At 59.8% G+C, this 14,261-nt stretch carries 14 protein-coding genes; 3 read left to right on the top strand and 11 right to left on the bottom strand.

The window, feature by feature from the left end; translation table 11 throughout:
- The first annotated feature begins 59 nt into the window (after positions 1–59).
- Positions 60–566, top strand: coding sequence for a DNA-deoxyinosine glycosylase (locus V8J88_RS04950; protein ID WP_338848173.1), 507 nt, complete (start codon positions 60–62; stop codon positions 564–566).
- Positions 563–1,090 (top strand): hypothetical protein, encoded by a 528-nt coding sequence (locus V8J88_RS04955; RefSeq protein WP_338848174.1) that lies wholly within the window; start codon positions 563–565, stop codon positions 1,088–1,090. The genes V8J88_RS04950 and V8J88_RS04955 overlap by 4 nt, the downstream gene beginning before the upstream one ends.
- 51 nt (positions 1,091–1,141) lie before the next feature.
- Here V8J88_RS04955 and V8J88_RS04960 read toward each other — a convergent pair whose 3' ends face one another.
- Positions 1,142–2,272, bottom strand: a complete 1,131-nt coding sequence (locus V8J88_RS04960; RefSeq protein ID WP_338848175.1) for an IucA/IucC family C-terminal-domain containing protein — start codon at positions 2,270–2,272, stop codon at positions 1,142–1,144.
- Between the two features lie 823 nt (positions 2,273–3,095).
- On the opposite strand from V8J88_RS04960, the gene V8J88_RS04965 reads away from it, so the two are divergent.
- Entirely contained in the window at positions 3,096–3,812 is a 717-nt protein-coding gene (locus V8J88_RS04965; RefSeq protein WP_338848176.1) for a hypothetical protein, read from the top strand.
- Positions 3,813–3,954: 142 nt separating this feature from the next.
- Here V8J88_RS04965 and V8J88_RS04970 read toward each other — a convergent pair whose 3' ends face one another.
- The 10 genes from V8J88_RS04970 to V8J88_RS05015 form a co-directional block, all read right to left on the bottom strand.
- On the bottom strand, positions 3,955–5,259 hold the full coding sequence (locus tag V8J88_RS04970) for a DUF58 domain-containing protein (protein WP_338848177.1): 1,305 nt from the start codon (positions 5,257–5,259) through the stop codon (positions 3,955–3,957).
- Positions 5,256–6,296 carry a MoxR family ATPase gene (locus tag V8J88_RS04975; protein WP_338848178.1) on the bottom strand — a complete coding sequence of 347 codons (1,041 nt, stop codon included), beginning with the start codon at positions 6,294–6,296 and terminating at the stop codon, positions 5,256–5,258. Before V8J88_RS04975 ends, V8J88_RS04970 begins: the two co-directional genes overlap by 4 nt.
- Positions 6,289–7,737 carry a DUF4350 domain-containing protein gene (locus tag V8J88_RS04980; protein ID WP_338848180.1) on the bottom strand — a complete coding sequence of 483 codons (1,449 nt, stop codon included), beginning with the start codon at positions 7,735–7,737 and terminating at the stop codon, positions 6,289–6,291. The genes V8J88_RS04975 and V8J88_RS04980 overlap by 8 nt, the downstream gene beginning before the upstream one ends.
- Complete coding sequence (locus V8J88_RS04985) at positions 7,734–9,359, bottom strand: hypothetical protein (RefSeq protein ID WP_338848181.1); 1,626 nt, start codon at positions 9,357–9,359, stop codon at positions 7,734–7,736. Before V8J88_RS04985 ends, V8J88_RS04980 begins: the two co-directional genes overlap by 4 nt.
- On the bottom strand, positions 9,359–10,306 hold the full coding sequence (locus tag V8J88_RS04990; RefSeq protein ID WP_338848182.1) for a stage II sporulation protein M: 948 nt from the start codon (positions 10,304–10,306) through the stop codon (positions 9,359–9,361). Before V8J88_RS04990 ends, V8J88_RS04985 begins: the two co-directional genes overlap by 1 nt.
- On the bottom strand, positions 10,303–11,013 hold the full coding sequence (locus tag V8J88_RS04995) for an RDD family protein (RefSeq protein ID WP_338848184.1): 711 nt from the start codon (positions 11,011–11,013) through the stop codon (positions 10,303–10,305). The genes V8J88_RS04990 and V8J88_RS04995 overlap by 4 nt, the downstream gene beginning before the upstream one ends.
- Before the next feature lie 118 nt (positions 11,014–11,131).
- Positions 11,132–11,764, bottom strand: a complete 633-nt coding sequence (gene ribA, locus V8J88_RS05000) for a GTP cyclohydrolase II (protein ID WP_338849835.1) — start codon at positions 11,762–11,764, stop codon at positions 11,132–11,134.
- A 129-nt stretch (positions 11,765–11,893) separates the two neighbouring features.
- Positions 11,894–12,967, bottom strand: a complete 1,074-nt coding sequence (locus V8J88_RS05005; protein WP_338848186.1) for an alkene reductase — start codon at positions 12,965–12,967, stop codon at positions 11,894–11,896.
- Positions 12,968–13,020: 53 nt separating this feature from the next.
- On the bottom strand, positions 13,021–13,902 hold the full coding sequence (locus V8J88_RS05010) for an alpha/beta hydrolase (RefSeq protein WP_338848187.1): 882 nt from the start codon (positions 13,900–13,902) through the stop codon (positions 13,021–13,023).
- A complete protein-coding gene (locus V8J88_RS05015; protein WP_338848189.1) occupies positions 13,899–14,126 on the bottom strand; it encodes a hypothetical protein in 228 nt (75 codons plus the stop codon). The genes V8J88_RS05010 and V8J88_RS05015 overlap by 4 nt, the downstream gene beginning before the upstream one ends.
- Between the last annotated feature and the right edge of the window lie 135 nt (positions 14,127–14,261).

Below are 14,261 nucleotides of genomic sequence, written 5' to 3' on the forward strand. Positions count from 1 at the left end.
CGCCACAGCTGTGTCTGTGGCGCCCGCATCACCCCGTCCCGGTGCTATCATTGCGCGCCATGAATACCCGTCTGATCTGTTTCCCGCCCGTGTTTGACGGCGCTTGCCGGCTCTTGATTTTGGGCAGTTTTCCCGGCCTCGCTTCGCTCAAGGCGCAGCAATATTACGCCCATCCGCGCAACCAGTTTTGGCCGATTTTGGGCCGGGTTCTGGGCGAGGAGCTGGCGGCTTTGCCGTATGCGCAGCGCCTGCCGCGCCTGTTGGCGCACGGCGTCGGGGTGTGGGATGTGTACGCGGCCTGCCAGCGCGAGGGCAGCCTGGACGCGGATATCAAACAAGGGCAGGCGAATGATTTCGCCGCGCTGCAGCGTCAGGCGCCGCACTTGCGGGCGGCGTTTTTTAATGGACGCGAGGCGGGCCGCTTTGCGCCGCAGTTGCAGGCGCTGGGCTGGCATACCGCGATCCTGCCTTCCACCTCGCCGGCGCATGCCGGCATGTCTTTTGAAAACAAATTGCAAGCCTGGCGCAGCGCATTCGCGGCTCTGCCGGACCGGGAAAACACATGAACACAATATTCTTAATGGCGGCGGCGCTGAGCGCCGGTTTGATGAATCTGGCGCAGGCCGCGCCGGCGGAATTCCGTGGTTTTTGCGCAGCGGATGAACAAGTGGTGTTTGCCTGCAAACTGCCCAAGCGCAAACAGGTTTCGCTATGCGCCTCGCACGACCTGGGCGCGCAAAAGGGTTATCTGCAATACCGCTTCGGCGAAGCCGGCAAGCCGCCTGAATTGACCTTTCCCGCTGCGCGCGTGCATCCGCGCGGCCAGTTTGTGCAAGGGCGGCAGCTATGGGCTGCCAACGCGATGCACTGGTATGGCTTTGATAATGGCGGCTTTCATTATGCCGTCGGCAGCGCTGGCGGGCGTGATATGGATGTGAGCGGGGTATGGGTCATCAAAGATGGCAAAAAGCGCGCTTTTCTGGCATGCCAGGGCGCGCCGTTTGAGGGCAACGACAGCAAGCTGGAGCAAGCCTTGCAACAAGCCGCGCTGGAGCAGGATACGGTGGCGGTGGATGATTTTCTGCCCTGATCCGGCGCCAGCCAAGCCCACGGCGCGGCATGACGCCATGGGCTTGGCTGCTTATGCCGCTTTGAAGCCCGGACGGCGGCAGCGGAACAGCGGATTGGAGACGCGGCGCAGGCCGTTTTCCTCGCCCAAAAATTTGGCGCGCAGAGGGGAAAACACTTGCACTTGCGGCGCAAACAAATCAAAGCTGGCAAAACGCATCGCCATCTGCGGGCGCGCATCTTGATAGCGGTAGATGCAGGCGGCGACTTGCTGCCAGAAGGTCAGTTCGGGCCAGCGGAAATATTCACGCATGAAAATCGACAATTGGCCGAAATTGCGCATCATCGCCGCCGCATAAAATTGCGCTAAGACCTGGCTGGCGCCGCCGTCGCCCGGTTCGGTGGCGTCGGCGCTTTGGGTCAGGCTGGGTTCGACCCCGGCGCAGGCGGAAAACTGCGCCGCCAGATGCAAACCCGATGGCAATTCTTTTAAGGAAATCCGCACCGGCAGGCCGTTTTTGTGCAGCAACACCATATTCGTGGTGTCGGCCTCGATGCCGATGCCGTGCGCATACAGCAGATGCAACATGGGTTGCAAGGTGGCTTCGAGCAGGGCGTCTATCCATTGCCGTGCGCCGTGTTGCGCAATCCATTCGCCAATCACGGCCTCGCCTTCGGCATCGACGCGCAGCAAATCGCAATATTGCAGGGCGCTTTCGCCATCCAGCAATAACACTTCCTGCAGCGCCAGGCGGCGCTTGCGGTTTAAGCTGCCGGCCATTTCGGCCTGCCATTGCTGTTCTATTTCACGCGCGCGGCGCGCCAGCGCCAGTTCGCATACCCGGCTGATCGGGCCTAATTCACGCACCAGCTCTTGCAGCGAGGCGACCGGGCGCTGACCCAGTTCGCACACGCGCATGATGTTTTCATCCGCTAACAGCACCTGGCCGAAACTGGCCGAGGTGCGTCCGTGACAGCGGTATGCAATCGCCCGCCCTTCCTTGTCGCTGGCTTTGATTTCATAGCAGATCCGGTCATCTTGTGTGGCCAGGACCTGGAAGGGCAGCAATTGTTCTGACATCAGCTCTTGCAGCAGGCGGCGGATCGCCGCCATGCCTTGCAGGCTGAAAGATGCGGTTTGGCCACCGGCTTTGTGCTCGGGCAATAACAAGGGCCAATCTTGCCATTTGACAGCGGCGCTCATACGCGCAGCTCCTTCTGGCGCTGGCCTTTGCTTGCGGGGGCGATATCTCGGTGGGCAAACTGCATCAATTTTTCCTTTGTCGAATTCCGGTTGTATGTGGCGCGCGTTTTTTCGGCGCTGCTTGGGCGCAAGTCAGCCTGCCAAGGGGCGCACAGCGCCTGCTGTTGGCGTGCATGCTGGCGTTACGGCGGGCATGCGTGATGGCGTCTTGCTTGGGGATGCATGCATGGACTGAATCGATTTGCATCGGCAACGGGCGTCGTCGATGGAGGGGGTAAATCTTTTCAGTGGGAATGCATGCCAGGCGTAATGGCCTGTGGATCTGTCCTTTGCCGGTTGGGCCGGCGCCGGAGAATGATTCCGTCAGCTTGCTTTATTGCGCGAGCGACTCGCTGTGGGGGCGCAATGCATTGGCTGCCGAACGTTGCCGCCGCTTGCGCGACGACTGCAGGCTGGCCGCCTGCTGGCTGAGTTGCACTGACTGTCATATAACAAGCTGGTTAGATGGCAGCGGGTAAGCTTATCAGCATTTACCTGTGCAATGACGTCATGATAAACAGGTTTTTCCGATAATTCAATAGAAAATCCCAATCAAATCAAAAAAAATTGATTAATTGAATTAATCAATTTCTGAATTTCAGGTATTTTGCGTGTGAATAGCTGGTTCTCCATCAGTTCTGGCCGCCGCGCCAACACGCCATCCGCCAGCTCCCGGCAGGGCGCGGGCAGCGGCTTGTGAATGCCAATCTGGCGCCATGTTGCCGCTTGCCAATTTTCCGTTTGGCAGGAGTAAAATCAGTCTGTCGATTTTGAAAGGAGAGCAATGATGTTGTCCGTCTTGAATCGTATTTCTGCAATCTGGCTGTTGCTCTGTTGCCTGGTGTGGCCGGCGCAAGCGCAACAAGCCACCTGGAGTTTGCGCAACACCAGCAATCTGACCCTGCATTTTGAAACGTTTGACTACCAGCGCGGCACTTGGAAGCAGCAGGTGATTTATCCGAATCAAACCGTGAACTACAGCTTGAGCCATGGCACAAGCGAGGGCAAGTTCCATATCAATACGCAAGACCGGGGTTTTGTTGAATACCGGGTGGAAGCCGGCCAAAGCTATACCGTGGGCTGGGATCAGCAAAAAGGGGTGTGGGATTTGAAATTCGCGCATGCCGCGCGGCCAGATGTCAATGCGCAGGCGCGCAGCGCACAGCCGCAATATTCTGTGTATAACGCAAGCGATAGCGCGCTGACTTTTGAAACCATGGATCTGGCGCGCGGCACTTGGCGGCAGCAGAGTTTGCAGTCTGGCGAAAGTAAAAATTTCACGATGAGTTCGGGCGATGTGCCGGGCAAGATCCGTATCTTCACCGATGGCCGTGGCCATGTCGAATACGATGTGCGCAATGGCTGGAAATATAAAGTCTTATGGAGCCAGCAAAAAGGCGTATGGGATTTTATGACGGTGCAAAAAGCCGGGCAAAGCGGGCAGTATTCAAGGCAGTCAGGACAGCAATCAGAGCAGGAATGCAGCAATTGCCGGCGTTAGCCTGCTGTTCAGCCGCACCGCCCCCCAAACGCAGGCCGGCTTGAGCCAAGCGATAAGCCGGCGTCCGGCGCCGGTGGCGTCTCAAAGGAGTGCGGGCAGGCCTGATCCGGCACGGTTGGCGTGTTAAGGAATCCGGCCCGCCTTACAAGCGGCCGCTTTCTTTGATGTCCATATAGTGCCGGATCAGCGCTGTGGCCAGCTGGTGCGGCGTCACATCCAGCAATTGCGAACTGTTCAAACCGAGTTTTCTGATCGCATCCATGCGCTGGTTTTGATACAGCAGGCTGGCGCAATGGCGCAGCGCCTGGTCAAAACTTTCCACCTCCTCATGGCTGGCCATGTCCAGCGCCTGTTCGCGCAGTGAGGCGCAAATCACCAGATGGCGGCTGCTGATCAGGCGCACCGCGCTGCGCATGACTTCGTCGTCTTCGTCACGCAAATTGGTGATCAAGACCACAAAAGCGCGCTTTTTCAGGCGCTCCATCAAGTGGGTTGCGGCCAGCAGATAATCCGGGGCCACTTCCTCGGCTTGCAAGTCGTAGGTATGGGCCATTAAACGGTCGAGTCCGGCGCGTCCCTTTTGCGGGGCCAGATAGCGCAATTCGCCGCCAAATGTCATCAAGCCGACGCCATCGCCCTGGCGCTGGGCGATGAAGGCCAGGCTTAACACTGCGTGCAGGGCGTGGTCGAAATGGCTGGTGAGGCCGTCCTTGGCCAGCATGCGGCGCCCGGTGTCAAGCAGAATCATGACTTGCTGGTCGCGCTCTTCCTGATATTCGCGGGTGATCAATTTTTGCTGCCGCGCGCTGGCTTTCCAATCAATCGCGCGTTCGCTGTCGCCGTCGCGGTATTCGCGCAATTGGCGGAAATCTGTCCCTTCGCCCCGGCGCCGCTTGCGGATATGGCCGGCGCTGTTGCTGCGCAGCTCGGTCAAGGCCAGATGGCGGCCAAACAATTGCGCGTAATCGGGGAAGACTTTGACCTCCTGCGGGGCGCCGATGCGCCAGATTTTTTGCCACAGGCCGAGCGGGCTGTACAGGCGCAATTCGGGCGCCTCAAAGCGGGCGTCGCCACGCTGCGCCGGGCGCAGGCGATAGTTGCTCTTGATGTAATGGCCGGGCGCAATCCAGTGTTTGGACGGCTGGCCGTTGATTTCCCAGCCGCTCGGGTAGTGGTCAAATAATTCCAGGCGCAGGCTGCGCGTATCGCGATTATGCAAGACCATGAACACATCATGCCAGCGCCCCACCGCCCACACGCCGGGCGCTTCGCGCTCAATCTCCAGTTGCGGCTGGCGGCGCGCCATGATTGCGTCAAACAGTGCGCCGCCGCACAGCAGCGCCAGCAGGGCGTACCAGCCGGGCGCGGCCCAGGGCAGCCAGTACAAGGGAATGGCCAGCGCGATCAACGCGCCGCACAGGCGCAGCAGCAGAGCAGAGGGGATCATGTGCGCGGCGCCGGGATTTGTTCCACCAGATTGCGCAAAATGTCATCGCTGCGCAAACCATCCAGTTCGCTGTCCGGAGTCAGCGCGACACGGTGGCGCAAGACCGGCAGGCTGGCTTGCTTGACATCGTCCGGCGTGACATATTCGCGCCCTTGCATCAAGGCCAGCGCGCGCGCAATGCGCACCAGGGCGATTGCGCCGCGCGGCCCGGCCCCGACCGCCAGGCCGGGGAAGTCGCGGGTGGCGCGCACCAGTCGCACCGCATATTGCAAAATCGCATCGTCCACCCGGATCTGGGCGCACACCTGTTGCAGCGCGCATACCCCCGCGCTGTTGATTAATGTCTGCACCTGGGACACGTCCAAGCCTTCGCCGCTTTTGCCCTGGGTGATTAAGCGCAGCATGGCGGCTTCTTCCGCCTCGCTTGGATATTCAACTTGCACCTTGATCAGAAAGCGGTCGAGCTGCGCTTCCGGCAAGGGGTAAGTGCCTTCGTTTTCGAGCGGGTTTTGGGTGGCGATCACCATAAACGGCGCTTGCAGCGGGTAGGATTTACCTTCAATCGTGACTTGCCGCTCCTGCATCACTTCCAGCAGCGCGGATTGGGTCTTGGCCGGGGCGCGGTTGATTTCGTCGGCCAGCAGCAGATTGGTGAACACCGGGCCTTGGCGCACCGAAAAAGTCTGTTCTTTCATATTGAATACGGTGTGGCCCATGACGTCCGCCGGCATCAGGTCGGGGGTGAATTGGATGCGCGAAAATTCGCCGTCAAAGGTTTTCGCCAGCGCCTTGCCGAGCAAGGTCTTGCCCAGCCCCGGCACGCCTTCAAACAGCACATGGCCGCCCGCCAGACAGCAGGCCAACAGTTGCCGCACCACGGTTTCCTGACCGATCACGGCGCGCTGGATTTCCTGTTGCAAACGGCGCACCGCTTCAACCGCTTTGGGCAACATCGGGATGCCGCTTGTTTGTCCCTCTGCCGGGGCCATGCCGGGCAGTTCATTGTGGTTGAAGTTGTCTTTGATATTGTCATTCATAATGTTTTCTCAATCGTTGCAAGGTCTGAATTTGGCGCAGGAACAGATGCGGCTTGAGTTCCGCCGGGGCCTGCAAAGCATGTTGCAAAGTCTGCAGACTGAAGCCGCATTCTTGCGCCAGCCAGGGTAATTGCTGATCAGCTTCCAAGTTCCGCCATTGCGGCAGGCGGCGTTGTAAATGTTTTAAGGTGTGTGCACGCGCCTGTTCCAATAAGCGTTGCGGCCCATTCGGCAGACGCCAGAGCCAGATCGCGCTGATGTCGATATGTTCGATCAGGGCGCGCCGCGCCATTTCCGGCGGCGGCAGTTGCGGGCCGAAACGGCGCACAAAACGCCAGAACAGCAGCATCAGCAGAAGCGCGCTCAAAAGCAGGGCTTGCGGGAAGTTTTGCCACAGGCTGGTTTTCCAATCCAGATAACTCAGTTCGCGCACGATGTGCACCTGGCGGCCAGCGCTCAGACTGGCGGCCCAGATCAGTAATTCGGCATGGTCAAAACTGGCCAGATTGCTGTTTTCAAAATAATTTTCAGCAATGATAATGACGCGTCCCCGGCCCTGTTGAAACATGCGCAGGGCGCTGTTGCTGTCGTCGCTGGCGAGCAAGGCCGGATGCGCTTCTTGCGGCTTCAGATATTGGTGATACGGGGCAATCTCTAAGGGGTTGCTCCAATCTGCCGGTTTGAAGACATGCGGTTTGCACAGCTTGATTTTTTCCTGTTTCTTGTCAAGCTTCATCGTGCATTCGACTTTATGCCCGCCGACCACGCTTCCGAATACGGCTTCCGGGTAGGAGCGCAGTTTTTGCCCGATGTTTTGCGCGGCCTTTTCTTCCAACCCTGAAGGCGTCTTGGGTTTGTCCCTGGATTGGGCTGTATCCGGTGCGCCGGTTTTACGCGGAGCGCTGCCTGCATTTTCATGTTTGACGCCGGGGCCGCCGCCGCCATCGCCTGCTGGCGCGGCCTCGCTTTGATTTGCGTCGCTGTCTTGCGCTGCGTCGCCAGCCTCATCCTGTGACGGGGCCGCTTGATCTGATTCGGAATCTGATGCCGACTCAGATTCCGACTCAGATTCCGACTCAGATTCCGGGCTTGCCTGCCCCTCTTTTTCATTGCGGTAGTTGGCTTGAATCAGCAACGTGTTGCCGCGTTCAAGCCAGCGGTTGATGTGTGTAATTTGCTGCGGCGTCATCATGCCATTGCTGGTGACCAACATTGTGCCATCGCTGAGTTGGTCAATGCTTGCCGGCAATTCTTTGTGTTCTTTGACCTGCCAGCCGCGCATTTGCAAGAGTTTGGTGGCGGCCAGCATGTCCTGTTCGCGGAATTTGCGCCAATCCACGTTGTAGCGCCAATACTGCTCAAACATTAAAAACCACAGGCCGATGCCGCAGGCGAGCAGCACGAAACCGATCAGATTGCGGGTGTCGAATGCGCGTTTCATGGGCGCGCTCCATTGTTGCTGAATTCGGCGCCCCAGGCTTGGCACAAAGCTTGTATCCGGCTGTCGTCCGGCCAGAGATTGCCCCAGGCGCCATCGCGCCACAGGGCGGTGCAATCCTGCGCTAATTGCAGACGCGCCGGCGGCAGGGCGCCGCGTTGCGCCGCTGTCTGCGCCTCACGCAGGCAATCGCCTTCAGTCGCGCCGCGCGTCAACAGCAGGCGGTTTTGTTCCACCAGACGGGAAATCGTGGCGCGATACAACAGCGCCAGGGCCTGCCGGCGCTGGCCGGCGCGCCATAAGGCCAGCACTTCTTGCGGCACATCCGGCGGCAGGCTGTCGGGACGGATGTCAAGCCCGCCGATTTCAGTCGCCAGGGGGGCGCTTTTTTGCGGCAGCAGCTTGCGGATCTGGTCGCGGTAATGCCATAGCAGCCAGGCTAAGCCAAGCATGCCCAGCGCCAGCGCGAAGATTTTGAGCACGGCGCCGAGCAGGGATAAATCCGTGTCCGGTTTTTTGTGCGTCATTTCTGACCCTTTGACCATATCGCGCATGCGCCATTCTTTCTCACACTTGAGATTCATCAAGGCCGGATCATTGAGCAAATCTTGTGACTGACGGCGGATTTCCTGCTGACGTGGATTAAGTCCTGCTTGCGGGTCGGGCGTGGTGTCGTTGGTGTGCCGGTGTTCACCATGCCACATGGCTTTTTCTTCGCCATCCTTGCGGATCTGCTCTTCGCATTTTTGCTGATTCTCAACCTTCACCGCTGCTTGCGCATAGGCCGGCAGCGGCGCCGTTTGCAGCCCCAGCAGTGCGCCGGCCAAGGCCAGCGTCAGCAGCAAGCCCGCCGCGCGCGCCGGCTGCGCCGGCGCAGCCGGCAATTGGCGCAGGGCGATTTCCAGATCCCAGGCTTCCAGCGTGGCGCGGCGATTCAGGTAGAGGGTGAAACCGCAGGCGGCGTGCAGCAGGGTGACCAGTCCCAGCGGCAGATAATATGTCAGGCTGGCCAGCAGGATGGTGCTGGCCGAATCCGGCTGTTTTTCAAACAGGATGAGCAGGGCGAAGGGGTTGGCGCCATGTTGCGGGTCGCTGATGAAAATCCCGATCAGGGCGATCAGGCCGATTTGTATCAGCACAGTGGAAATGGAACACATGAAGCCAAACCAGAAAATCGCGCCGCCGGCCCCATCCTGGCCTAAGATCTGACGCCGTTTGCGGCAGGCTGCGCCGCGCTGGTTTTCCAGCTGCCATACGGCGTGAAACAGGGCGCGCTGGGCGCGCCGCAGCCACAGCATATTGATGGCGCCGCCGCGCAATTGCTGCGGAAAAGCGCGCAGCGCCTGGGACACGCTGACTTCTTCGCCAAACACTTGATGCGCCAGCACATACACCACGGCGCGTTCAAACAGCGGTTGGATCACCCAGCCGGCAATCATAAACCAGACCAGATAGTCCGGCAGCCACAGCGAGAGCGCGGTCAGCAGCACGGCGCAGGGCAGCCATAAAGCCCAAAACACATAGTGCACGCGCGGCGCAGCCATGCGCAGCAGGGTGTAACCCAGTTCCAAAGCCTGACGCGGCGGACGGGGGCGCAGATTGAGTTGCAGTTTTTCCAGCTGCATCAAGCCCTCCTGCGGCCGGCAAAAATGAAAAATACAATCACCGCCAGCCACAACAGGCTGCCAAAGGCGATTTTGAAGTAAGGCGGCAAGCTGCTGGCGGAAAAGAATCCCTCAAAAAACGCCGCCACAAACACCATGCTGGCGGCGCCGAAGATGATCGGCATCATTTCCTGCATGGCCGCGCTCAAGGCTTCACGCCGTGGCCGCCGCCCCGGTGAGAGTAACACCCGTCCCATATACAGGCCGGCCTGGCCGCACAGGACGATGCCGTTTAATTCCAGCGCACCGTGGGTGATCACAAACGACCAGAAATTCAAGGCGGTGGCGGGATTGGCGCTGAGCCAGGCTCCCACCACGCCAAAATGCATGCCGTTAAAGGCCAGCATCAGCAGGGTGGGGACGGCCCCGAACAAGCCGCTGGCAAAAGCCACAAAGGAGATGCTGACATTGTTCCAGATGTAGTAGGCGAACATCATGAAGTCTGATTCATCGCCGTTTTTGCGCCGCACAGCATCACTGTAGTTTTCCGTCATCTGCGACAATTCGGCAGGCGGCATAAAGCTGTATGCCCATTCCGGCGACCACCACACCAGCAGCGCCAGGGCCAGCGCCACACCGTAAAACATCAGCATGGCTAAGCTCAGGGCAATCCAGTGCGCGCGCACCCGGCGCGGGAATTCTTCCAGCAGCATGTGGCGCATACTCAGCGCCGCCACAGTTTGATGCTGATACAGCAAGTGGTGACAGGCTTGCACCAGCTCCTGCAATTGTTCGCACAAAGAAGGCGCATAGCCGCGCTGCTGCGCCAGCGCCAGGCATTGGCACAGGCGGCGGTAAGACTGCGGCAGAGTGTGCGCCAGCGGATGTTGCGGATTTTGCAGAATGGCCCGGATGTGACTGAGCAATTCGGCATATTCCGCTTCAAATTGGTTTTGTTTCATGCTCATTGGCGCAATCCTGCAACGATGGCGCGCAATTTTTGCAGCGAAGCTTCGCCGCTGGCGCCGGTCAATCCTTGGGCCAGGCTGGCCAATTCCAGCATACGCTCATGCGAGATGCTGTTTTCTCTCTCAAATAAATCAATTAATACGCGCTGTTGCGCCGGGCTTAAAGGGTAGGGCGGGGCGCATGGCGTGACATCGGTATCGGTTTTTTTGCGCTGCGGCTCTTTTTCGACATGGATCACCAGACTTTGCGCCGCCAGATCGCCCAGGCGGCGGAATTTGGGATCGCTCATCATGCACATCAGGCCGGAGAAAAACATGCCGGGCATGAAATCAGCCACCATCATGATGGCGCGCGTGATGGAGCCGCGCCAGTCTATCGGCATGCCATTGGCGCGCACCACGCGCAGATGCATCAAGCGTTTGCCCGGGGTTTGGCCATGGTTGAACTGTTCAAACAGGGCGGGGTAAAACCACAACACCACAAATTCGCTCAGCATGAACAGGCCTATCCCGGCCTCCTTGCCGCTGAAAAAAATGCCTTTTAGCAAAAAGAGAGAGACTTGAATAATGATCTGATCAATCAGCCAGGCTTGCATGCGGGGAAATGGGCCGGCGGGCGTCAATAAAAGGCGCACCCCTTCCGGGGTGGTTTGGGAGATGCGGCCATCATACACGGTTGGGGCGCGGGTATTATGTATGTGCGACATGTATTTTATGGAATGAAAATTGTGCGCTATTTTGTTGCGCAAACGCATGCATGTCAAGTTGATTCAAGCACGATACCAGCAGGCAGGCCGCGCGCGCAAGCGGCGTTGCGCCGTGTGCTCATTCCTGTTCGTCGCGGCGCAATAAATGCCCGAGTTTGTTGGCTTTGGTGTCAAGATAGTGGCGGTTGTGCGGGTTGGCCTCGATTTCAAGCGGCACCCGCTCGGCAATCTCAATGCCGTGCGCGCGCAGGGCGTCAATCTTGCGCGGATTATTCGTCATCAAGCGCAGGCTTTGCACGCCCAGATGCTGGAACATGGGAGCGCACATTTCATAAGTGCGCAAATCGGCGGCAAAACCCAGGTGCTGATTCGCTTCCACTGTGTCGGCGCCTTGTTGCTGCAAGGCGTAGGCGCGGATTTTATTCACCAGGCCGATGCCGCGTCCTTCCTGGCGCAAATACAGCAGCACGCCGCGTCCTTCCTTGGCGATGGCTTGCAGCGCGGCGGCGAGTTGCGGGCCGCAATCGCAGCGCAGTGAAAACAGGGCGTCGCCGGTCAGGCATTCGGAATGCAGACGCGCCAATACCGGGGCGCCGTCATCTACCGTGCCCAGGCAGAGCGCCAGATGTTCCTTGCCGCTTTGCCGGTCGGTGAAGGCGTGCACCCGGAAAGTGGCCCAGGGCATGGGCAGGTCGCACGCGGCGACAAAATCAATCCCGTCTGAGGCCGGGGTGGGAGCGGTGGACTGCATATTCATACGCGTGATGCCTGTTTGTGCAGGCGGGAATTCGCCAAACCTGAAATTGTAGGGCCAAATCGCATGCAACAGCGGTTTGGCCCCTCAAAAAAGCCCTCTAAAGAGGCGTGATGCAAAACCGGCTTACGCCGCCAGCGGCGGATAGTCGGTATACCCGTGCGCCCCGCCGCCATACAGGGTGGCCGGGTCGAAGGCTGCCAGCGGCGCATTTTGCGCCAGCCGGCTTACCAGGTCAGGGTTGGCGATGAAGGGGCGGCCAAAGGCGATCAAATCGGCTTGCCCTTCCGCCAATTTCTGTTCCGCCATGGCGCGCCCGTAACCATTGTTGGCGATATACACGCCGCCAAACGCCTGTTTCAGCGCGCTCCAGTCGAAATCGGCGTCGCGGCTGCCGCCGGTGGCGCCCTCGATCACATGCAGATACGCCAGGCCGCGCCGGCCCAATTCTTGCGCCACATAATTGAACAGGGCTTGCGGATTGCTGTCAGACATGCTGTTGCCCGGGGAAACCGGCGACAGCCGCACGCCGACCCGCCCGGCGCCGATCGCCTCTGCCGCCGCATCCACCACCGCCAGCAGCAGACGGGCGCGGTTTTGGATGCTGCCGCCCCATTCATCCTGGCGCTGATTGCTGCCGTCGCGCATGAATTGGTCGAGCAAATAGCCGTTTGCGCCGTGCACTTCGACGCCATCAAAGCCGGCTTCGCGCGCCATCGCGGCGGCGTGGCGGAAGTCATTGATGATGGCTGGAATTTCCGCCGCCTCCAGGGCGCGCGGCGTGACAAAGGGTTGGAAACCCTGTTCGGTGAAGGCATTGCCGTCCGGCGCGATGGCGGAAGGGGCTACAGGCAAGGCGTTGCCGGGCTGCAGACTGGGGTGGGAGACGCGCCCGACATGCCAGATCTGCAGGAAAATTTTGCCGCCGGCGGCATGCACCGCCTGCGTCACTTGACGCCAGCCGGCCACTTGTTCCGGGCTATAGACGCCCGGCGTCCAGGCATAGCCCTTGGCTTGTGCGGAAACCTGGGTGGCTTCGGCGATGATCAGGCCGGCGCTGGCGCGCTGCGCATAATATTCAGCGGCATGCGGGCCGGGCACATCGCCGGCCTGGGCGCGTGAACGGGTCAGCGGCGCCATGACGATGCGGTTGGATAATTGCAGCGCGCCGAGTTGAAACGGGGAAAACAAAGTGCTCATGGTGACTCCAATATCAGTTCAATTGTATGCCGCAGCGTGCGGCGGGAATGCGATCAGGCTGTTTCCTGGCCAGGGATAAAGCCTGATTCGCGTAAAAATTCACAGATTGCTTGCAAAGCCGGTTGTTGTCTGGCGCAGGCTGCGCGCGCCGCGCCGTCGGTCAGCGAAGGCGCGCTCAAGCGCAGATGGCGCGCCGTTACGCCGCCGGCTTGCAGTTTGTGCGCATACGCCAAAGCTTCATCGCGCAGCGGATCATCGTCAGCCGAGATCAAGAGCGCCGGCGGCAAGCCTTTGATGCGGCTTGAAGCCAGCGGGCTGGCGTAGGGGTGGGCGCGGTCGCAGGCGCGCGGCAGGTATTCGGTATAGGCGCGGGCGCAGGCGTCAGCGACGCCGGCGGCTTGCGGCTTATTGCACAGCGCACGCATCGAGGCGCTGGATAAACCGGGGTCTAACATCGGCATCAACAGCATTTGCGCGGCGACTGCGGGTTTGCCCCGGTCGCGCGCCATCATGCAAGCCACCGCCGCCAGATTGCCGCCGGCTTCCAAACCCGCCAGCAGCCATTGCCTGGCGCCGCCGCATTGTTTGGGATGGCTGACAGCCCAGCACAGCGCGGCGTAGGCGTCTTCGACCGCCGCCGGGAAGGGCGCTTTATGCTCGCCGCAGCCTGCCAGACGGTAGCTGCAGGACAACACCGGCAACTGCGTGACCACGGCCAGCGCGCGCACAAAGTGGTCGGCTTCATCCAGTGAACCGCAGACAAAGCCGCCGGCATGGAAAAACACAATCCCGTGCGCTGCCGCGCCGCTGTTTGCGCTGCTTTCTGCGCTGGAATACAGGCGCGCTTGCAGTGGCCCGCACGGCCCCGGGATCTGACGCGCTGCCACACGCACCGCAGCGGCTTGCGCTTCCGGGCAGGTCGTGCTGGCCGTCATGCCGCGCCGCCGAAGATTTTTTGCGCCAGGAGATCCATGCCGCGCACCTCGTTGGCGGCGTAAGCGCCCAGCCCGAAATAGCTATGCGCTTCTTGCAACAGCCATAAAGCAAGCAGGCTGATGGCCGACAGCAATGTCAGTAAAACCAGATTCATCAAGAGATGGCCCCAGCCGGCATGGGCTTGCGGCAGTCTTGGCAAATGCAGTTTGGCGATGGTTTTCATGATGCCCTCCTTGTTGATACACACTATAAATGTTCAGATTGAACAGTTAAAGTGGCAAAATTCTAATTGACTGTTCACCATTGTGAACAATCGGGCTTATTCTTGGGAATTGAAGGGTATGCGCAGCGTGCTGTG

This window comes from Massilia sp. W12 (assembly GCF_037300705.1).
GTDB lineage: Bacteria > Pseudomonadota > Gammaproteobacteria > Burkholderiales > Burkholderiaceae_D > JACPVY01.

Bases quoted from the DNA above. Each gene is read 5' to 3' on its own strand.
- V8J88_RS04950 (WP_338848173.1), top strand. From the start codon at position 60: ATGAATACCCGTCTGATCTGTTTCCCGCCCGTGTTTGACGGCGCTTGC.
- V8J88_RS04955 (WP_338848174.1), top strand. From the start codon at position 563: ATGAACACAATATTCTTAATGGCGGCGGCGCTGAGCGCCGGTTTGATG.
- V8J88_RS04960 (WP_338848175.1), bottom strand. From the start codon at position 2,272: ATGAGCGCCGCTGTCAAATGGCAAGATTGGCCCTTGTTATTGCCCGAG.
- V8J88_RS04965 (WP_338848176.1), top strand. From the start codon at position 3,096: ATGATGTTGTCCGTCTTGAATCGTATTTCTGCAATCTGGCTGTTGCTC.
- V8J88_RS04970 (WP_338848177.1), bottom strand. From the start codon at position 5,259: ATGATCCCCTCTGCTCTGCTGCTGCGCCTGTGCGGCGCGTTGATCGCG.
- V8J88_RS04975 (WP_338848178.1), bottom strand. From the start codon at position 6,296: ATGAATGACAATATCAAAGACAACTTCAACCACAATGAACTGCCCGGC.
- V8J88_RS04980 (WP_338848180.1), bottom strand. From the start codon at position 7,737: ATGAAACGCGCATTCGACACCCGCAATCTGATCGGTTTCGTGCTGCTC.
- V8J88_RS04985 (WP_338848181.1), bottom strand. From the start codon at position 9,359: ATGCAGCTGGAAAAACTGCAACTCAATCTGCGCCCCCGTCCGCCGCGT.
- V8J88_RS04990 (WP_338848182.1), bottom strand. From the start codon at position 10,306: ATGAGCATGAAACAAAACCAATTTGAAGCGGAATATGCCGAATTGCTC.
- V8J88_RS04995 (WP_338848184.1), bottom strand. From the start codon at position 11,013: ATGTCGCACATACATAATACCCGCGCCCCAACCGTGTATGATGGCCGC.
- ribA (WP_338849835.1), bottom strand. From the start codon at position 11,764: ATGCAGTCCACCGCTCCCACCCCGGCCTCAGACGGGATTGATTTTGTC.
- V8J88_RS05005 (WP_338848186.1), bottom strand. From the start codon at position 12,967: ATGAGCACTTTGTTTTCCCCGTTTCAACTCGGCGCGCTGCAATTATCC.
- V8J88_RS05010 (WP_338848187.1), bottom strand. From the start codon at position 13,902: ATGACGGCCAGCACGACCTGCCCGGAAGCGCAAGCCGCTGCGGTGCGT.
- V8J88_RS05015 (WP_338848189.1), bottom strand. From the start codon at position 14,126: ATGAAAACCATCGCCAAACTGCATTTGCCAAGACTGCCGCAAGCCCAT.